Source organism: Faecalicoccus sp. LCP19S3_E2, assembly GCF_052121255.1.
GTDB lineage: Bacteria > Bacillota_I > Bacilli_A > Erysipelotrichales > Erysipelotrichaceae > Faecalicoccus.
The window spans coordinates 60,685-78,617 of sequence record NZ_JBQKEP010000001.1 but is presented as its reverse complement, the minus strand read 5'-3'; the positions used below and the strand labels follow the sequence as shown (position 1 = coordinate 78,617).

Annotated in this window: 20 protein-coding genes; 15 read left to right on the top strand and 5 right to left on the bottom strand. The window is 39.5% G+C overall.

Features of this window, described 5'->3' with window-relative positions:
- Positions 1-57 precede the first annotated feature (57 nt).
- Both ACTQX6_RS00450 and ACTQX6_RS00445 read right to left on the bottom strand, forming a co-directional pair.
- Complete coding sequence (locus tag ACTQX6_RS00450) at positions 58-1,113, bottom strand: helix-turn-helix domain-containing protein (RefSeq protein ID WP_294689118.1); 1,056 nt, start codon at positions 1,111-1,113, stop codon at positions 58-60.
- A gap of 94 nt (positions 1,114-1,207) precedes the next feature.
- Positions 1,208-1,654: a PaaI family thioesterase gene (locus ACTQX6_RS00445; RefSeq protein ID WP_294689116.1), complete on the bottom strand. Its 447-nt coding sequence runs from the start codon at positions 1,652-1,654 to the stop codon at positions 1,208-1,210.
- An 81-nt stretch (positions 1,655-1,735) separates the two neighbouring features.
- On the opposite strand from ACTQX6_RS00445, the gene ACTQX6_RS00440 reads away from it, so the two are divergent.
- From ACTQX6_RS00440 to ACTQX6_RS00375, 14 genes are all read left to right on the top strand, one after another.
- Positions 1,736-2,260 (top strand): hypothetical protein, encoded by a 525-nt coding sequence (locus tag ACTQX6_RS00440; protein ID WP_294689115.1) that lies wholly within the window; start codon positions 1,736-1,738, stop codon positions 2,258-2,260.
- A gap of 8 nt (positions 2,261-2,268) precedes the next feature.
- Positions 2,269-2,670, top strand: a complete 402-nt coding sequence (locus tag ACTQX6_RS00435) for a PTS sugar transporter subunit IIA (protein WP_147321515.1) — start codon at positions 2,269-2,271, stop codon at positions 2,668-2,670.
- A 220-nt stretch (positions 2,671-2,890) separates the two neighbouring features.
- The gene (locus tag ACTQX6_RS00430; protein WP_320863221.1) at positions 2,891-3,994 is read left to right on the top strand and encodes a glycosyltransferase family 4 protein; all 1,104 of its coding nucleotides are present in this window, start codon (positions 2,891-2,893) and stop codon (positions 3,992-3,994) included.
- Positions 3,991-5,040, top strand: coding sequence for a lysylphosphatidylglycerol synthase transmembrane domain-containing protein (locus ACTQX6_RS00425; protein ID WP_294689111.1), 1,050 nt, complete (start codon positions 3,991-3,993; stop codon positions 5,038-5,040). Before ACTQX6_RS00430 ends, ACTQX6_RS00425 begins: the two co-directional genes overlap by 4 nt.
- Before the next feature lie 8 nt (positions 5,041-5,048).
- Complete coding sequence (locus ACTQX6_RS00420; protein ID WP_294689109.1) at positions 5,049-7,010, top strand: glycosyltransferase; 1,962 nt, start codon at positions 5,049-5,051, stop codon at positions 7,008-7,010.
- Entirely contained in the window at positions 7,007-7,936 is a 930-nt protein-coding gene (locus ACTQX6_RS00415) for a 3'-5' exoribonuclease YhaM family protein (RefSeq protein WP_294689108.1), read from the top strand. The genes ACTQX6_RS00420 and ACTQX6_RS00415 overlap by 4 nt, the downstream gene beginning before the upstream one ends.
- Positions 7,933-9,237 carry a 30S ribosomal protein S12 methylthiotransferase RimO gene (gene rimO / locus ACTQX6_RS00410; RefSeq protein ID WP_294689105.1) on the top strand — a complete coding sequence of 435 codons (1,305 nt, stop codon included), beginning with the start codon at positions 7,933-7,935 and terminating at the stop codon, positions 9,235-9,237. Before ACTQX6_RS00415 ends, rimO begins: the two co-directional genes overlap by 4 nt.
- On the top strand, positions 9,222-9,701 hold the full coding sequence (locus ACTQX6_RS00405; RefSeq protein WP_272000891.1) for a DNA-deoxyinosine glycosylase: 480 nt from the start codon (positions 9,222-9,224) through the stop codon (positions 9,699-9,701). The genes rimO and ACTQX6_RS00405 overlap by 16 nt, the downstream gene beginning before the upstream one ends.
- Complete coding sequence (locus ACTQX6_RS00400; RefSeq protein WP_195222157.1) at positions 9,694-10,194, top strand: dUTP pyrophosphatase; 501 nt, start codon at positions 9,694-9,696, stop codon at positions 10,192-10,194. Before ACTQX6_RS00405 ends, ACTQX6_RS00400 begins: the two co-directional genes overlap by 8 nt.
- A gap of 146 nt (positions 10,195-10,340) precedes the next feature.
- Positions 10,341-12,002: a Na/Pi cotransporter family protein gene (locus ACTQX6_RS00395; RefSeq protein WP_294689102.1), complete on the top strand. Its 1,662-nt coding sequence runs from the start codon at positions 10,341-10,343 to the stop codon at positions 12,000-12,002.
- Between the two features lie 81 nt (positions 12,003-12,083).
- Positions 12,084-13,544, top strand: a complete 1,461-nt coding sequence (locus tag ACTQX6_RS00390; RefSeq protein WP_117446343.1) for a DUF1846 domain-containing protein — start codon at positions 12,084-12,086, stop codon at positions 13,542-13,544.
- A 9-nt stretch (positions 13,545-13,553) separates the two neighbouring features.
- A complete protein-coding gene (locus ACTQX6_RS00385; RefSeq protein WP_117446342.1) occupies positions 13,554-13,844 on the top strand; it encodes a hypothetical protein in 291 nt (96 codons plus the stop codon).
- Positions 13,838-14,137, top strand: coding sequence for a hypothetical protein (locus ACTQX6_RS00380; RefSeq protein WP_320863220.1), 300 nt, complete (start codon positions 13,838-13,840; stop codon positions 14,135-14,137). The genes ACTQX6_RS00385 and ACTQX6_RS00380 overlap by 7 nt, the downstream gene beginning before the upstream one ends.
- Before the next feature lie 8 nt (positions 14,138-14,145).
- A complete protein-coding gene (locus tag ACTQX6_RS00375; RefSeq protein ID WP_294689100.1) occupies positions 14,146-14,937 on the top strand; it encodes a nucleoside phosphorylase in 792 nt (263 codons plus the stop codon).
- 164 nt (positions 14,938-15,101) lie between these two features.
- Here the strand turns inward: ACTQX6_RS00375 and ACTQX6_RS00370 are convergent, their stop codons facing one another.
- The 3 genes from ACTQX6_RS00370 to ACTQX6_RS00360 all read right to left on the bottom strand — a co-directional run bounded on the left by ACTQX6_RS00370 (position 15,102) and on the right by ACTQX6_RS00360 (position 17,353).
- The gene (locus ACTQX6_RS00370) at positions 15,102-15,239 is read right to left on the bottom strand and encodes a hypothetical protein (protein ID WP_441657694.1); all 138 of its coding nucleotides are present in this window, start codon (positions 15,237-15,239) and stop codon (positions 15,102-15,104) included.
- Positions 15,240-15,750: 511 nt separating this feature from the next.
- Entirely contained in the window at positions 15,751-16,248 is a 498-nt protein-coding gene (locus tag ACTQX6_RS00365) for a PTS sugar transporter subunit IIB (protein ID WP_272006527.1), read from the bottom strand.
- Entirely contained in the window at positions 16,235-17,353 is a 1,119-nt protein-coding gene (locus ACTQX6_RS00360; RefSeq protein ID WP_294689099.1) for a PucR family transcriptional regulator, read from the bottom strand. The genes ACTQX6_RS00365 and ACTQX6_RS00360 overlap by 14 nt, the downstream gene beginning before the upstream one ends.
- 174 nt (positions 17,354-17,527) lie before the next feature.
- On the opposite strand from ACTQX6_RS00360, the gene ACTQX6_RS00355 reads away from it, so the two are divergent.
- Positions 17,528-17,932, top strand: coding sequence for a PTS sugar transporter subunit IIA (locus tag ACTQX6_RS00355; RefSeq protein WP_272006521.1), 405 nt, complete (start codon positions 17,528-17,530; stop codon positions 17,930-17,932).
- Position 17,933: the final 1 nt, after the last annotated feature.

Here is a 17,933-nt window from a genome sequence, read left to right as displayed (position 1 = left end):
TGAAAGGCTTTGCGATGTCTAAAAATAGCGATATAAAAATGGCCGAATGATTCGGCCTTATGATTTAAAGTATTTTATATATGTGGAAATTAGAGAATAGATCAAACCGGCGATAGCCCAAATGATCCAAGTATATTCCCAGTTTCCTGTCCAGAAAGATAGGAGCAAATAGATTATCGTGATACTGATCCAAAACAAAGAAGCGATGGGTTGCATGATCTGATCGGCTTGTTTTTGATCGGTCGTATGTTCTCCGGTCTGTAAAAGAACATCAAATCCGGATTGAACGATGATAGCATATACGATCAGGGCTACACCGGCAGAAACAATCAAGAGCATCAATGCCGGTGCCAAGGAAACAAACAAACCTTGTGCCTGTGCTTCTACCTGTATAGAAACACCTTGAATTTCTATGAATGGTGCGAAGAAACCATCGGCAAAAATGGGTGGAAGAATGCTTAATATACATAACATGATCCCAAAAGCTAGACAGGCGGTGTAGGTGGAGTGAAATTCTTCCTTCTTCTTTTCCACGATGCCTTCAACACCATAAAGAAGTTCTAATTCTTCGTTTCTTAAATATTTGAATCGATTCATAGCTAAGTGCGATGTCACAAAAACAACGACCGCAATCGCAACGAAGATAAATAAGGATGCTGCTCCCAGTGCTTCACCGGCTTCCAGAGAAAGAGGTAATACTCTTTGTTGGGCCAGTGTGGAAATACAAACTACAGAAGAAAAGCCCAGAATACAAAGTACAACACCGATCATGAGATTAAAGGCATACTTACGTTGTGCTTTTAAAAATAGGTCAGCATCTTCTAAAGAAACTTTATGAACCTTTCTTTTTATTTCTGTCCCCCATTTGGAAAACTTCGGTGCCTCTTCTGAAGAGGGAGTAGAGCCATCTTCTTCCATTTCATCTTTTAATAAGTAATCGCAAGATACATCAAAGATCTGTGATAATTTGATGATCTTATCTAAATCTGGCAGCGAAGAACCGCTTTCCCATTTTGATATGGATTGACGGGAAACGCCTAATTGACTGGCTAGGTCTTCCTGCGACCAATTTTTTTCTTTTCTAAGTTGAATAATTTTATCGGCGAATATCATAATCTTGCCCTCCTTGGTGGCTTTATTACATCAAAAATTCCGGGTGCAGACCACCAAACAGGCTTGAAACTTTGTCAACCACTGGTTGCATCGTCTATTTTTGGGCATGTTCCTGTACTTTTTTTGCTTTGATTCGATCGGAATCTAAGAAGAACATCGTAAAGGTAGCACGGGATAAAAGTGTGTTTCTATCGTTAAAAATAAAGACTTCATACACACCGGTTGTTCTTCCGCGACTGATTTCCTGCGCAATCCCAATCAGTTTTCCGCCTTTTCCGGGTTTGATATAGTTGATCGTTCCGGTGAGCGTCACACTGTCTCTTCCACTGGCAAAGCTGGCAGCTCCGGCAACAGTATCAGCCAGTGAAAACAAAGCGCCGCCATGTACAAAGCCATGCACGTTTAAGATTTGTTCATCGATGATCATCTCCACTTTGGCATAGCCTTCTCTGACTTCGGTTACCCTCATATCGTTGCTTTGAAGATACATAGAGGAGCTGTTTAAACGATTCATGAGTTCTATATTATTTTCCGTTTCCATAAAGTTCCTTCTTTCTTTTACGCCATTGTAGCATATTTACTTTTCAAAATGATATAATGTCAGAAAAAGGAAGGAAGCAATATGGAAGGAAACAGTATTATAAGCATTATCGTCACCATATTATTTATTGGAATTTCATTGTTTACAATCTATGAAACCGCCAGGCGATTTCAACGCTATCAAAAAACATTGCAGGAGTTTCAAAGCGCTCATTCGAATCATGAGGATATCGATCTCTCATTATGGCCGATGGTTGGGATGATCGTTTTGGCTGTGTTGATCTTTATTGTATGCGGTGTTACCTTAACCACAGGTATCGAGGCATCTTATACAGTCATTTATGTTTGCCTGGGCATCTTATTTCTGGCTCTGGCCGTGGACAATCGCATTCGCTATCGATGCTCCTTTGCCAAAGACGGCTTCTTTTATGAAGATACGTTTTATCGGTTTAAGGCTTTACGCGATATACAGTTTAAAGATGGTTTATTTAAGAAAAGCTATCTGGTAATCAGTGCCGGCAGTCAGGAGATTCCCTGTACGTATAAGATCGGTAAGATCATTCAGGAAAAACAAATCCAGTGGAAAAAAGAGAAAAAGAGAAAGTAGGAAAGATTATGCGTAATATTGTATTGATCAGTCATGGTGAATTGGCGCAAGGTATGCATTCTGTTGTGAAAATGATTGCCGGTGATCGAAAAGAAGTGTATTCAATCTGTTTGAAGCAGGATATGGATGCCGGTCTTTTTATGGAAGAATGTGAAAAAGTATTTTCTTTAATTCCGGAAAACGATCAGATCATTTTACTGACGGATATCCTGAGCGGATCGCCGATCCTTAATGCCCTTTCGGTTTTAGAAAATAAAGGAAGACAAGATCAGACAATCGTCATAGGTGGCATGAACATGCCGATGGTTTTAGAAGCAGTGTTTAAAAAAGATCACATTGAAGATTTGCATTTGTTAAAGGAAACCTTGATTGAAGAGGCAAAAAAGGGAATCAGCGGGCTTGTAAAATAGTTTAATTTTCTATCACAAACTCTCACATATTCTGTCCATAACAATCTCAATATTGTTTTGTATAGTATAACCGAGCCAAGGATAGAGGCTCACTTCATAATCAAAATTCCCTTTCTTAAAAACTTTCCGGAGAAGCGCCTGTTTATTGTAGCGATAAATAGGCGCTTTTCCTTTCTAGGAGTTATTTGTTATAATAGGATAAACGAAAGCGAGTGTTACAGTGAAAAACGCAAAATTAAAACTGATTATGTATTCCAGTGCCGATAAAGTAGATGGGCAGGGCGTTGGTAGTGCGTATGAAGAACAGGTGGCCCTGATCAAAGAGGGCGCTGATGACTTGTTTGATGTGACCATCAATGACTGGACCACAAAACCGGATATCCAGCATTTTCATACGATTGATCCTACATTTTTTGTAAAGATGCAAGATAAAAAGGCTGTAAACATCGCCTATTGTCATTTTTTACCGGAAACGGTCGATGAAAGCTTGAAGATTCCTTCACCGTTCTTTAAGATCTTTGCCAATTATTTGGTGACTTTTTATAAGTCGGCCGATCGTTTAGTGGTTGTCAACCCTATTTTTATCGATGATCTTGTGAAGCTGGGAATCCCCAGAGAAAATGTGTACTATATTCCCAATTACGTCTCAAAAGAAAAGTTTCATCCTTTAGGTAAGGAAGCGCGGGATGCGTATCGTGAGAAACTGGGCATTGATAAGAATGCGTTTGTCGTACTGGGAGCCGGTCAGGTTCAAACCCGAAAAGGGGTATTGGATTTTGTGGAAGTGGCCAAAAAAATGCCAGATACAACCTTTGTATGGGCTGGTGGCTTTTCTTTTGGTGTGATTACGGAAGGCTATGAGGAATTACACAAGCTGCAAAAAAATCCGCCGGAAAATGTTAAGTTTTTAGGAATCGTCCCTCGTGAGGAAATGGTAGAGCTTTACAATATGTCCGATGTTTTGTTTGTGCCAAGCTATAACGAGTTATTCCCTATGACGATATTGGAAGCCATCAACTTTAAAACACCTTTGGTCTTACGAGATCTGGAGCTGTATAAAGACATTTTGCTTGGTCATCATATGCAGGCAAGCGATAACGATGGCTTTGTACAATGCTTGAACACGTTAAAAGACGATCCGGAAATCTATGCGAAGTATCAGTTGGAATCACAGATTTTAAGTGAGTTTTACTCAAAAGAGCATGTTCTTCAAATGTGGCGTGAGTTTTATTTAAGCGCTTATGGTGAAAAACAGTTTGCGCTTCGTCAAAAGAAGAGAAACAAGAATAAGACAAAGAAAGTAAAAAAAGAGAAACGATCATGAAAAAAAGTAAATACGTGCTGAACTTTCTGATTATCTTCTTATTAACGATTGGCGTTTTATGGTTTGCCTTAAAAGATAATTATCGGGAAGTTCTGGAAGCAATCTCACAAATCAATATCTTCTCTCTGGCAATTATTTTATGCTGGGGCGTCCTTTATACGGTCGTATGGGGGTTTGTGTATTTTGTTCTGGGAAGAAAATATGTTCATAAATATTCCGTAGGCAAAGGAATCTTAGTCGCATTTGTCGGTACTTTTTTTGCGGGCATTACCCCAAGCAGTACCGGAGGACAGTTTGCCCAGGCTTATATCATGAACAAACAAGGAATGAAGGTATCGGATGCGGCCAGTCTTCTCTGGGCTGACTTTATCATCTATCAGACGACGATGATGATCTATGTGACGATTTTGTTTCTGCTGCGGTTTGGCTATTACAGTGCCCAATCGGCATGGTTTAATGTGATCCTTTTGGGCTATGCGGTCAATGCGATCGTCATATTGGCGCTTTATACCATGGCGCTGTTTCCTAAGGTGTATATTCGCCTGGCCGGCTTTTTTGCCCGTCTGTTAGGAAAGCTGCACATCTTAAAGAATCCGGAAAAGACAAGAGATTCGTGGAATCTGCAGATGACTTCTTTCACAAAGGAGATCAAGAGCCTTTCTACGGATATCAAACGTATCATCATTTGTGCCCTGATCAATACAGTACGATTAACGCTGTTGTTTTCATTGCCGTATTTTATCGGCTTGGCCCTTCATATTCCGTTGGGAATCTCTTCGTTGTTGGATGTGATCGCATTAAGTAGCTTTGTTACCATGGCCAATAGCTTTATTCCGATTCCGGGTGCCAGTGGGGGAACCGAAGTTGTATTTAATTTATTGTTTACAGGTTTGATGGGCACTTTGACCAGTGCCGTGATGATACTGTGGCGTTTTTCGACATACCATATTGTTTTATTATTAGGTGGAATCAGTTTTATGGGTGCTAAAAACTATTACATCCGAAAAGAATCGAAAGGAAAAGAAGATTCCATTCAGATACATTAGGAGGGTTTATGCGCATAGGATTGTTTACAGATGCCTATTTGCCGGATATCAATGGCGTTGTCAGCAGTGTTGCGACGTTAAAAGAGGCTTTGGAGAAAAAAGGGCACACTGTTTATGTCGTATCCAATCATAAAGGAACAAATATTGTGATGGAGGACCATGTTCTTCGTTTGGGAGGACTGGAGCTTAAAAAGTTTTATGGATATAAGATGTCCAGTCCGATTCAGATCGGTGCGGAAAAATATATTCGCGATATGAATCTGGATGTGATTCATGTACAAACGGAAGCCGGTGTAGGCATCTTTGCCCGCCAGATGGCAAGACAACTACACATTCCGCTTGTTTATACGTATCATACGATGTATGAGGATTATACGCACTATGTCAATCCTCTGGATATCGAAACAATAGAAAAGATGGGACGTAAAGCCGTACAGTCCCTATCACGGATGCTGGGGAATGGGGCACAGGCTGTGATCGCTCCCAGTGAAAAGACAAAACAAGCTTTGATCCAATACGGTGTGACGACTCCTATTTACATCGTGCCTACCGGGTTGGATCTTTCTTTGTTTGAAAAAGACAACCTGGATCAAGAGCGTATCGAACATATTCGGGAAGAAATCGGTTTGCGAAAAGACGATCATGTCGTTGTCTTTGTCGGTCGTATCGCTAAAGAAAAATCCATTGATGTGCCGATTCGCGCCATCGCCAAAAGCAGCGATCCACATTTGCATCTGGTCATCGTTGGTGGAGGCACCGATGAAGACTACTACAAAGAAATTGTGGCACAATGTAATGTGGAAGACCGTGTTCATTTTTTAGGAAAGAAACCCAAAGAACAGATTGCCTATTACTATGCGGCTTTTGATTGTTTTGTTTCTGCTTCTTTGACCGAAACACAAGGTATGACGTATTTGGAGTCTTTGGCAACGGGATTGCCGATTTTCGGCCGTCGTGATGAGGTGTTAAGTGAATTGTTGGAAGAAGGGAATACCGGCTATTACTTTGATGATGAAGAAGAATTGTTGCGCAAATGGGAAACGTATTTTTCTTTATCAGATCAGGAAAAACAAGAAATGCAGGTACAATGCGTAGAAAAGACAAAGCCATATTCGACAAGCATGTTTGCCTCTAAGGCATTAGCTGTTTATGAACAGGCCATCGATTCGTATCATCGTGCCTTTACCGTTGAAAAGGTAAAGATGGTCGATGATTTTGTGAAGCTGACTTTAAAACGCGACAGTGATGAAGAACCAGTGACATTACGAATGCCGGTCGATGATTATTTTGATTTAAAAATTGCTTTGCGAACGGAACTGGATGCCTATATCGTAGAAGACTATCTGGCAATGCAGAACTACTATAAAGCGTACAGCATATTAAAAAAGAAGGTCTTTCAAAAAGATCATACAGCCTATCAAATCAAAAAAACGGCTATGCGAAAGCTGGATCTCAGTCAGGAAGAAGCTGAAAGTATCATAGAGGAATTTGAGAAACGTCATTGGATCGATGATCGTCAATATGCCTTGGATAAAGTACAGGCTTGGTCCACATATGGATATGGGAAGAAAAAAATGGCTTCCAAGCTCAAGGAAGCCGGTGTAGCACCGTCTTATATTGAGGAAGCCTGTGCGCAGGTGGAGCCGGAAGATGAGCTGAATGCGGCCATGAAAAGTGCCCAACGTATCATGGCTACGATCCGTGAACAAAGCGATCGCTTGAAGAGACAGACGATCATACAAAAATTGATCTCAAAGGGATATTCGGTCGATGTGGCCAAACAAGCCGGTGATTCCATTAAACTGGATGGGGATGAAAAGGAAGCTTTATATCTTAGTCTAAAAAAGGCAAAACGTATGTATGCCTCTTTGGAGGAGCCGAAAAGAACCAATAAAATTCGTATTTATTGTCTGCGTAAAGGTTTTTCTGTCATGCAGATCGATGAAGTATTAGAAAGTGAGTCAAAATGATAAAGGATATAGTAAAAGAAGGTCCGATTACTTTAGAGTGTTTGATTGCCCGATGTGAAAGAGGAAAGACAGCTAAGAATACACCATATCTTTCACTGGCTTTAGAAGATTCAAGTGGTACATTGGATGCTAAATTCTGGAATCTGACAGAGGAAATGATTGCACAATATACGACAGGGATGGTCGTAGAAGCGCATGGTGATATCTTATTTCATCGCAATGCGATTCAATTGCGTGTGCGTAAGTTGATTCCATTGGAAGGAAAAAATGTCAATGATTATGTACAAAATGCGCCCATGAGCAAAACAGAAATGGAAGAAGAAATCATGGAAGCGGTCTTAGCAATGAAAAATGAGACGCTTCAGAAGGTCGTTTTGCGTATTTTAGATCAAAAACAGGAAGAATTTTACAGCTATCCGGCAGCTACCAAGAATCATCATAATTTTGTGGGAGGACTTGCCTATCACACTTTATGCATGCTTCGTATGGCTAAACACGTAGTTAGCGAATATATATGGCTGGATGGTGATCTTTTATATGCGGGTGTCCTGCTTCATGATGTCGGTAAAACCGTTGAACTATCACAACCGGTTTTGCCGGAATATACGATGGAAGGGAATCTTCTGGGTCACATCAGTATCATGGCATCTTATATCGATCAGGTAGCCAGGGAAGAAGGCGTACAGGATGAAGAGTGTGTGACTTTGTTGAAACACATGATATTAAGTCATCATGGAAAGATGGAATTTGGATCACCGGTTTTGCCAATGATTCCGGAAGCAGAAGTCTTAAACTTGTTGGATAATCTGGATTCACGCTTATATATGATGAAACAGAGTCTGGAGCAGACAAAGCCGGGGCAGTTTGGGCCGCGTGTCTTTGCCTTGGAAAATCGTATGATTTATCGAAAGAAGGATGAAGAATGAAAATAGGATTTGTATCATTAGGATGTTGTAAAAATCTGGTGGATTCGGAAGAAATCATGGGAATGCTGCAGGCAAACGGGCATCAGATCATTTCCAATCCGGCACTGGCGGATGTGATCATCATCAATACATGTGGCTTTATTGAATCGGCTAAGGAAGAATCCATTTCGACGATTTTTGAAATGGCCAAATATAAAGAGAAGAGTTTAAAGAAGCTGATCGTTTGTGGCTGTCTGGCCCAGCGTTATACCCAAAGTCTGGAAGAGGAAATCCCGGAAATTGATGCGGTGATCCCGATTCGTGATTATGGACAGTTTGCCAAGCGTTTGGAAAAGGTACTGGATGGCTCTTTTGATAAAAATATAGAACCGGATCAAAGAGTGCTGACATCGCTGCCGTATCGTGCGTACTGTAAGATCAGTGATGGCTGCTCCAATCATTGTACGTATTGTGCCATTCCACTGATTCGTGGAGATCAAAGAAGTAAGTCGATCGAAGAAGTCATGGAAGAGGTCCGACATTTAGCTTCGATCGGTGTCAAAGAGCTGACATTGATTGCTCAGGATACGACTAAATATGGTTTGGATAACTATGGAAGCTTACAACTGGCCCATTTGATTCGGGAAGTCAATGCGGTAGAAGAACTGCACTGGATTCGTATCTTGTATATGTATCCGGATGAAATCGATGATGAACTGTTAGTGGCGATGAAGGAATGTGACAAGGTATTACCGTATTTTGATATTCCTATGCAGCATGCCAATGCGCGATTGTTAAAAGCGATGAACCGTCGCGGAACCAAGGAAGATGTCAAAGCACTGGTTGAGAAAATACGCTCGATGTTTGATCAACCTACACTTCGTACGACGATGATCGTTGGCTTTCCTGGCGAAACCGAGGAAGAATTTGAAGAGATGGTTTCCTTCATTCAGGATATTGAATGGGATCGTATGGGTGCTTTTACATACTCCAAAGAAGAAGACACACCGGCATATTCGATGGACGGACAAATCGATGAAGAGGTGGCCAACCGTCGTTTATCGAAACTGATGGCTATACAGGAAGAAATATCTCGTAAAAAAAGTCAGGAAAAAGTAGGATCTGTAATTGAAGTCCTTGTCGAAGAAAAAGAAGCGTTAAAGAACCGATATCGTGGACGTTCCAAAGCTGATGCACCGGATGAAGTGGATGGACAGGTCATTTTTACATCGGATCGAGAACTGGAAATCGGAAGCTTCGTATCTGTAGAGATCACAGAAGCTAAGACGTATGATTTGATTGGAATATGTCGCGAATCATAGGTTTTGATCCCATCACGCATCCAGACGATCGCGTATTGATTCTGGGCTCCATGCCAAGCGTGGAAAGTCTAAAACAATCGTTTTATTATGCCAATAAGACCAATCGCTTTTGGAAGATGTTAGAAGTGATCTTTGATCAGGAAGCAGACACAATTGAACAACGCTTACTTCTATTAGAACAAAATCAGATTGCCTTGTGGGATGTTTGTCATTCGTGTTTACGTAAGACCAGTGCGGATGCGGACATACGAGATGTGATGCCAAATGATATTGAACAACTCTTGAAAGAACACGATTCAATACAAAAAGTGATCTGTAACGGAAAAACGAGTGCGACATTCATGAAAAAGTTTTATAAGGATATACCGATCGTGGTATGTCCTTCTACATCAGCAGCCAATGCCAGATATCGTTTGAACGATTTAGTAGAGATCTATGGAAAGGAATTGAAAGACCATGAATAAAATTTATTGGGCAAAAGTAAAAGAACAGGCGATCATTCCGACAAAACGAGAAGAAGATGCCGGTTATGATCTGTATCCTTGTTTTGAAGAAGATTATATAGAGATTGCCCCTTTGACGACCAAGCTGGTACCTTTAGGGGTGGCCAGTGCCTTTGATGCGAATTATGTGCTGATTCTAAAGGAAAGAGGCTCTTCCGGTACTAAAGGTTTGGCACAGCGTAGCGGTGTTATTGATTCAGGCTATCGTGGCGAATATATGGCGCCGGTAACCAATGTCAATAATAAGCCGATTCGCATTGCGAAAAAAGAAGTAGTTGATACATGGAGCGACTATGAAAAAGAACAAATTTTGATCTATCCTTATGAAAAAGCCATTTGTCAAGGTGTGCTTTTAGTCATGCCTTCTTTAGAGAGCGAAGAGATTTCCTATAAAGCCTTACAACAGATAGAATCCCAGAGAGGGTCAGGTCGTTTAGGAAGTTCCGGTAAATAGTTTTGTTAAGAAGAGATTAAGGTTTGATTATCCTTTTGTAAAAATTTTTATTGCAATCCATAGCTTTGCCTTTTATTATGTAAGAGGATATGCGCACTGCGCTATCATACAATTTTATCAATTTAGACGTTGATGAGGAGAGAGTTATGGACATATCTTTGGTTTTGGGGTTACTAGGAGGACTGGCCCTGTTTTTGTATGGGATGCAGATGATGTCCGATGGTCTGGAAAAAGCAGCCGGTGACCGGTTGAAGACCATTTTGGAGAAGCTGACATCCAATCGTATACTTGGCGTTATCGTGGGGGCTGTGATCACAGCCATCATTCAATCCAGCAGTGCTACGACAGTCATGGTCGTGGGATTTGTAAATGCCCGTTTGATGACTTTGCAGCAGGCCGTATGGATCATTATGGGTGCCAATATCGGTACGACCATCACCGGACAGCTGGTGGCACTGAATGTCAGTGAGATTGCACCACTGATTGCCTTTGCCGGTGTTGTATTGATTGTTTTCTTGAAGAATCCAAAGTTTCATTACTTTGGTTCAATCATTGCCGGTTTAGGTATTCTGTTTATTGGTATGGATATGATGTCCACCGCAATGGAGCCATTACGTGAATCCGAAACCTTTATTTCACTGATTACGAATTTCTCCAATCCGGTCATCGGTATTTTGGTGGGTGCGGTATTTACCGCCATCATTCAAAGTTCTTCAGCTTCGGTCGGTATCTTACAGGCTTTGGCCCGGAGTGGTTTGATTGGACTAAATGGTGCAGTCTTTGTATTGTTTGGACAAAACATCGGTACTTGTATCACCGCTGTATTGGCATCGATTGGTACAGGCCGAGAAGCCAAGCAGACAACGATTATTCACTTGAGTTTTAATATCATCGGTACAATCATCTTTACTACGGTATGTTTATTGACACCACTCACTTCGATTGTGGCCGGCTGGTCACCGGATAATGCAGCTCAACAGATTGCCAATATGCATACGTTGTTTAATGTGGTCACCACCCTGTTGTTGTTGCCATTTGGAACTTATTTAGCAGCTTTTGCCCAGCACGTTCTTCCAAGTGAAAAGCTGTCTGTGGATTCCGAAGGTTTGATTTATCTGCAGCCACTACCAAAGAGCAATAAGTTGATTGGTTTATCGGCCATCAATGTGCAGCAGGTCAATGATGAAGTAATGCGTATGATGAAGCTTGCCTATACCAATGTATCGGATGCCTTTGATCAGTTGATCAACTATAAAGAAGATCGTTCCAAATCGATTCAGAAACGAGAAGCGGCTGTTAACTTCTTGAATAGTGCCATTTCCAAATATATTTCTGATGCCTTTGGAAATACCAATCTGAATATGGAAACATCCAAAGCACTGACGGCATATTATACGATGTTAGTTGATATTGAACGTATCAGTGATTATGCGATCAATATGGATCGTCAAGCTTTGGTGACGACAAAAGAACAGATGAGCGAAAACGAAAAACGTATTCTACGTAAGATGAAAAAACGTACATTTAAGATGTATGATTATATCTTTAATCTGCAGAAGGCAGATGACTACAACAACCAGATCGATGAGAACACACAAGAATGGAGAACGGCTCAGATTCAGGGCTTAAAAGACAAGAGCATTTCCAGTGAACTGGGAATTGCCTTCTCCAGAATCTTAACCGATTATGATCGAATCAATGATCATGCGGTCAATCTGGCTGAAGAAATCGATAAAATTGATGCCAGTCTTCATGAAACAATGATGGATGAAAAGATGATATCAAATCTGGCAGAAGAGAATGCATAAGGTCGTCAAGTACGACCTTTTTCTTTGTGCATTCAAGGCTTGTATATGATAGAATAGACATTGAAAATTTGAGGTGAAAAGATGAAAATTGGATTTGACAATCAGAAATATTTGGCAATGCAGTCTGAGCATATAAAAGAAAGAATCGGACAATTTGGTGATAAGTTGTATTTGGAATTTGGTGGTAAGTTATTTGATGATTATCATGCTTCCAGAGTATTACCGGGCTTTGAGCCAGACAGCAAGCTTCAGATGCTGATGCAGTTAAAAGATCAGGCGGAAATCGTTATCGTCATTTCGGCAAAAGATATCCAACAAAATAAAGTGCGTCAGGATCTGGGAATTACTTATCAGGAAGATGTACTTCGTCTGATCAAAGAATTTCGCAAGGTTGGCTTATTTGTAGGCAGTGTTGTCATTACGCAATATACCGGTCAGGATCTGGCAGACAGCTTTAAACAAAAGCTGAAACGTCGTAAGATCAACTGTTATTATCATTACTATATCGATGGCTATCCGACGAATACACAGAAGATCATTTCCAAAGATGGATTTGGTAAAAACGATTACATCAAGACAGAGCGCCCTTTGGTCGTTGTAACGGCACCGGGACCAGGTTCAGGAAAAATGGCTACCTGCCTTTCTCAGTTGTATCATGATCACGTACATGGTATTAAAGCCGGGTATGCGAAATATGAAACCTTCCCGATCTGGAATCTGCCTTTGACACATTCGGTCAACCTGGCTTATGAAGCAGCCACAGCGGATTTAAACGATGTGAATATGATCGATCCATTTCATTTGGAAGCGTATAATAAAGTAACGGTCAACTATAACCGTGATATTGAAATCTTCCCGGTATTACGCAATATCTTTGAAGCCATTTACGGAGAAAGTCCTTATAAATCGCCAACAGATATGGGCGTTAATATGGCCGGTTTCTGCATCAGTGATGATGAAGCCTGCCAGGATGCCAGCAAGCAAGAAATCATACGCCGATACTTTAATTCTAAAACACGATTTGTTCGTGAACAATGTAAGGAAGAAGAAGTACATAAACAGGAAATGGTCATGAAGCAGGCCGGCGTCACTGAAGAAGATCGAAAATGTGTTGTGGCGGCTCGTCAAAAAGAAAAGGAATCTCATTCTTTCAGTGGGGCCCTGGAATTGGCAGATGGTACGATCGTTACCGGAAAGACAACGCATTTGATGGGTGCCTGCTCTTCGGCATTGATGAATGCGATCAAGCATTTGGCCGGTATTGAGGATGAAGCTTTGTTGATTGAACCGGAAGCATTTGGTCCGATTCAGAAGTTAAAGACAAAATACTTAGGCAGTGTCAATCCAAGACTGCATACCAATGAAATTTTGATTGCGTTAAGCTTGAGTGCTCAATCCAATCCACTTGCCAAAAAGGCGATGGAGCAGCTAAAACAGTTAAAGGGAACACAGGCGCATATCACATGTGATGTAGCGCATGTCGATGCTTCGGTCTATTCCAATTTAGGAATTCAAATTACATTTGAAGCAGAAAAACATTAGGAGGTCAATATGTCAAAATCAATTCCATCCAGCGGTGCCGGTGCTATTCGGGTTATGTTAAAGAACAAGAAAGACCTGCACTTTGAACAACAGTCGAAAAAGGCCAATGAAGAAAGAACAAGCTATTTATATGACATATTCTATGAAAATGTGACAGGGACTTTAAATATGTCCGTTGTGGATGGTGACATCCGCATTGCGGCTTTAAATTTGAGTATGGGTAAGGTCATTACTTTAGAAAATGATCAGAACTTAAAAAAATTCTGTCGCTATATTTTGGAGCAGGATGGTCAATGTTAGTTCGTCTGCATGTGGTCATAGATACAGAAGATACAGGTATAGAGGAAGAAATTAAAGAACAGCTTCGTTCATATTGTCCGGATATTTCTTTTTCACCGTCTAGAGAACAGCCTTCTTTGATGCATTGTATGGAGTTCTATTCTACCGTACAATTGGAAAAAGAGCAGGCAGAAGTGCTTTGGCAAACGTTAAATAATGACTGGGATGGAAAATTTGATGATTGTGATGCCTATGGCTTTAATACCATCATGTTTCATCCTCATGTTTATTATCTTCAATTCCAAATACAGTAGGTGCATTTATGATCGATTATACACAAGGGGCCGGTGTGCAATATCATATCGGTGTCAATGAAGAAGAAATAGGAAGCTATGTCTTTTTGACCGGAGATCCCGGACGGGTAGAAGAGGTGGCAAAGTATTTACAGAATGCCCACTTTGTACAAAGAAATCGGGAATATGTTACTTATACAGGCTTTTTAGACGGTACAAAAGTTAGTGTAGTTTCCACCGGAATCGGTGGGCCTTCTACGGCCATTGCCATAGAAGAACTGGTTCGATGCAAGGCACATACGTTTTTACGTCTGGGCACCTGTGGCGGAATGGTTTTAGATGTCAAAGGCGGCGATCTATGTATTGCCAGTGGTGCGATAAGAGCTGAAGGATGTAGTCGGGAATATGCACCGATCGAGTTTCCGGCTGTACCTGATTTTTCTGTTTTACAGGCCCAGGTACAAAGTGCACAAAGGCTCTCTTTACCCTTTCATGTTGGGGTAGCGCATTGTAAGGACAGCTTTTATGGCCAGCATGAGCCGCTGAAGTCACCGGTTGGAAAGCGCCTTGTGGAAAACTGGCAGGCGTATTGTGCTTTAGGTACGATCTGTTCGGAGATGGAAAGCAGTACGTTGTTTATCGTTTCTTCCGCATTACATGTTCGTGCCGGTGCGATGTTTATGACGATTGCCAATCAGGAACGAGAAAAACAAGGGTTGTCCAATCCACAGGATCATGACCTTCATCCGATGTTTTCCTGTGCTGTGGAAGCGATGAAAGCTTTGATCGCAGAAGATAAAAAAAGGATCTCCAAACTTTAACGGGGTATTACCAAACTAGTTGGGTCCTTAACTGGGGTCTGTGAGTTATCCAAAGTTAGTTGGTGTGCTTAACCGGTGTCTGTGAACTTTGAAACCTCTGGATAATATACAATCCAGAGGTTTTTAATGTCCAGACATTGATGATAAATTTGAAATAAAGAGTATTAGAAATCTTCAGGAGCAATCAGGATAAACCCGTTCTCGATCAACTGCTTAGTCATGCATTCATTCAGATCTGGAAATGCTTCCAGATCGATACATCGAAGATAAATGGAGTTTCCTTTTTTGAAGGCTCTGTACATTTTAAATTCGGTGTCCAGAATATAAACGTCTTTACGTCCTCTGAATCACCGATTCCAGCTATGGATCCCGTGTGACTGTGAGCGCAGGGATAAGGGAATATTATTAAATGATTCCAGAGGATCGTTGGAAAGTCTTCTTAAAGCGGTATCTGTCATTTTATCATCCGGTATGTATGTGAATGATGCAACCTGATTTAGATTTGTACTATCAATGATAGTAAGAGGTAGATTTTCTATCTTTAGAAATTCATTTATCAATGAAGTTTTTAGCTCTTTGATTAATGCTTCAATGGCGGAGCCATGGGATACAACAAGAATGTCATTTGTGTAATCCTTTACATATTCTTGATAGCAGGAAACATCCTCTTTCTTATAATTTTATAAGATTCTTATCCAGAGGTATTCCCATGTGGGTAAGTGTCGTAACGTCTTGTTCCATTCTGCTTTTCCATGTCGAGTGATATTGATATCCACAACAACCTCTTTATAAGGTCTGAAAATCCTGCTGTTCTTATTTTAATGATTTAATCTGTTCCCTGGTAATTGTGATTTTTTCTCCATCTGTTGTGTTTTGACAATAAATATAAATAGAGTTCTCTAAAAGATAGGATATTTCCTCTGAAAAACGACTGAATAATTGATTAATAATCTGTTTTTTACTTAATCCACTTTCTAAAAGGTTTCCTCCAATTTGAATATTGTCGATTGGAAAATTTATTTTGTGTAAAGAAACGACAGCTTTTAGTGTTTTTATTAATATTAATATTCTTGCAGTTGAGGGTATATTACTTTTTTTGTTGATGTATTCTGACGCCTGTTTAACGGTAAAAATTTTTATGCGTACGTGAGGAGGTGTAGTTAAACGATATATCTGACAAAGAAATTCATTTTTTGCTAAATTATCATCAATGATATAAATAGTATTGATGTTGATCTTCTTAATCCAAAATATAATGATTTGAGCATGTATTAAGCGATCATCAACTCGAATTAATTTAATTTCTTTCATCAGTTGAACCTCCTTTTCCTTCTATTCGTTGTTTAAGATAATAATTGTATATTTTAATGAAACTACGATCTGATTTAGAATTAACAGGATCTATATCGAATTCATTTTTAATTTTTGTAAGCCTATACATCAATGTATTTTTATGTACGAAAAGTTCTTTGCTAGACCGAACAATATTATAGTTGTTGCGTATAAGTGCATCTGTAGTCACAATAAATTCTTTGGCGGTTTCTTTATCAAAAGTATAAGAAGAAAAAAGATTTTGAAGAATGTCAAACGGTATAGCTGCAATGCAATAAATATCTATATAATCGTTAAAAAATAAAGTCAGTGCACTTGGATTATGTGTACTTGCATATTTTTTAAGCCATGTTAAACTCTGATAAGCAAACTTCACTTTATCATATGTCTTTGATGTGTAAGCTACTAATGCTTTTCCTCTAAAAGATGTATTCTTGATTAGAAAATCAAGGTAAACTTTAATATAGTCTTTTTCACTTCCTGTGGCACGAGTCATGTCTTTTAGAACAATCAATTGCTGCCCTAATCTTCCGACAATATCTTCCTTTGAATCATAATAGAGATTCATATTTGCTAAAACATCAATTGAAGATAAGTCATCTGGGATGAGCATTATCATTTTTCTCTCAATTTCCATAGAATGATTACTTTGTTCACATAATTCAAAAATCTTGGATACTTGTATCGAATCAGAGACAAGTTCTTTTATGAGTTGTTCGTTAATGGTAAGAGTTTCTTTTTCTTCAGATTGAATCTGATCATATTTTAAACGAATTTCAAGGCTCATTTTTAAAGCAGTCGCGATAGGGAGTAAATTATTATCAACTCCGGCAATCGAAATAAAACATGAAGTGATATTGTCCTCATAAATTCTAACTAATACACAGTTTAAAGTTCCTTTTTTACATTCTGATACAGATTCTTGAGAATACAGAAAATTTTCAAGTTCGATGTTGGAAAAATATTTCTTCGTATTTGATGTACTGCAAATTTCTTTTGCATGGTTATCATAAATACTAATTTGATAATCAGGGAATTGTCCAAGTGTATCTATATATTCTTTTGCAATTGTTTTATTAATCATGATTTAATGATAAGCAAGATAAAATAGGAAAACAAGCCTTTCATATCAACTTTCGTGCATTATGTACAATCTATACAAAAGTTGACATTTTTTTTTGGAATATATGTCCGTATAAAAAAAGAAAACGCTTTCATATAATTTAGGTGAGCTTAAGTTAACAGAAAGGGGAATTATATGGCAGTAAGTATACTCATAATGACACATGGACATGCTGGAGAAGCTTTAGTTGAAAGTTCTAAGATGATTATCGGAGATAATGTAAAAGTAAAAACTCTCTCTTTATTACCAGGGATGTCAACGGAGGATTTAATGAATCAGGCTAAAGAGTTTATTCAAAATCAAGAGACTACGTTGTTTATGGTGGATTTATATGGAGGAACACCATCAAATGTAGCAATGGCATTAACAGGTGTTTTCAATGCAAAATGTGTAAGTGGATTAAACCTGGGCATGTTGATGGAAACTTTAATGGTTAAAGAAGCAAATTCGGATATTTCTTTAGATGAACTTCAACAAGTAGCTTTAAAAGCTGGGCACGAAGCTGTAAAAGTTTATGATTATTCAAATTTAGGAGGTTAAG

What these genes read in the sequence shown, in the direction of transcription:
- ACTQX6_RS00405 (WP_272000891.1), top strand. Translation starts at nt 9,222, where the DNA reads ATGTCGCGAATCATAGGTTTTGATCCCATCACGCATCCAGACGATCGC.
- ACTQX6_RS00355 (WP_272006521.1), top strand. Translation starts at nt 17,528, where the DNA reads ATGGCAGTAAGTATACTCATAATGACACATGGACATGCTGGAGAAGCT.
- ACTQX6_RS00435 (WP_147321515.1), top strand. Translation starts at nt 2,269, where the DNA reads ATGCGTAATATTGTATTGATCAGTCATGGTGAATTGGCGCAAGGTATG.
- ACTQX6_RS00390 (WP_117446343.1), top strand. Translation starts at nt 12,084, where the DNA reads ATGAAAATTGGATTTGACAATCAGAAATATTTGGCAATGCAGTCTGAG.
- ACTQX6_RS00395 (WP_294689102.1), top strand. Translation starts at nt 10,341, where the DNA reads ATGGACATATCTTTGGTTTTGGGGTTACTAGGAGGACTGGCCCTGTTT.
- ACTQX6_RS00445 (WP_294689116.1), bottom strand. Translation starts at nt 1,654, where the DNA reads ATGGAAACGGAAAATAATATAGAACTCATGAATCGTTTAAACAGCTCC.
- ACTQX6_RS00380 (WP_320863220.1), top strand. Translation starts at nt 13,838, where the DNA reads ATGTTAGTTCGTCTGCATGTGGTCATAGATACAGAAGATACAGGTATA.
- ACTQX6_RS00385 (WP_117446342.1), top strand. Translation starts at nt 13,554, where the DNA reads ATGTCAAAATCAATTCCATCCAGCGGTGCCGGTGCTATTCGGGTTATG.
- rimO (WP_294689105.1), top strand. Translation starts at nt 7,933, where the DNA reads ATGAAAATAGGATTTGTATCATTAGGATGTTGTAAAAATCTGGTGGAT.
- ACTQX6_RS00440 (WP_294689115.1), top strand. Translation starts at nt 1,736, where the DNA reads ATGGAAGGAAACAGTATTATAAGCATTATCGTCACCATATTATTTATT.
- ACTQX6_RS00360 (WP_294689099.1), bottom strand. Translation starts at nt 17,353, where the DNA reads ATGATTAATAAAACAATTGCAAAAGAATATATAGATACACTTGGACAA.
- ACTQX6_RS00365 (WP_272006527.1), bottom strand. Translation starts at nt 16,248, where the DNA reads ATGAAAGAAATTAAATTAATTCGAGTTGATGATCGCTTAATACATGCT.
- ACTQX6_RS00415 (WP_294689108.1), top strand. Translation starts at nt 7,007, where the DNA reads ATGATAAAGGATATAGTAAAAGAAGGTCCGATTACTTTAGAGTGTTTG.
- ACTQX6_RS00420 (WP_294689109.1), top strand. Translation starts at nt 5,049, where the DNA reads ATGCGCATAGGATTGTTTACAGATGCCTATTTGCCGGATATCAATGGC.
- ACTQX6_RS00370 (WP_441657694.1), bottom strand. Translation starts at nt 15,239, where the DNA reads ATGTACAGAGCCTTCAAAAAAGGAAACTCCATTTATCTTCGATGTATC.
- ACTQX6_RS00400 (WP_195222157.1), top strand. Translation starts at nt 9,694, where the DNA reads ATGAATAAAATTTATTGGGCAAAAGTAAAAGAACAGGCGATCATTCCG.
- ACTQX6_RS00425 (WP_294689111.1), top strand. Translation starts at nt 3,991, where the DNA reads ATGAAAAAAAGTAAATACGTGCTGAACTTTCTGATTATCTTCTTATTA.
- ACTQX6_RS00450 (WP_294689118.1), bottom strand. Translation starts at nt 1,113, where the DNA reads ATGATATTCGCCGATAAAATTATTCAACTTAGAAAAGAAAAAAATTGG.
- ACTQX6_RS00375 (WP_294689100.1), top strand. Translation starts at nt 14,146, where the DNA reads ATGATCGATTATACACAAGGGGCCGGTGTGCAATATCATATCGGTGTC.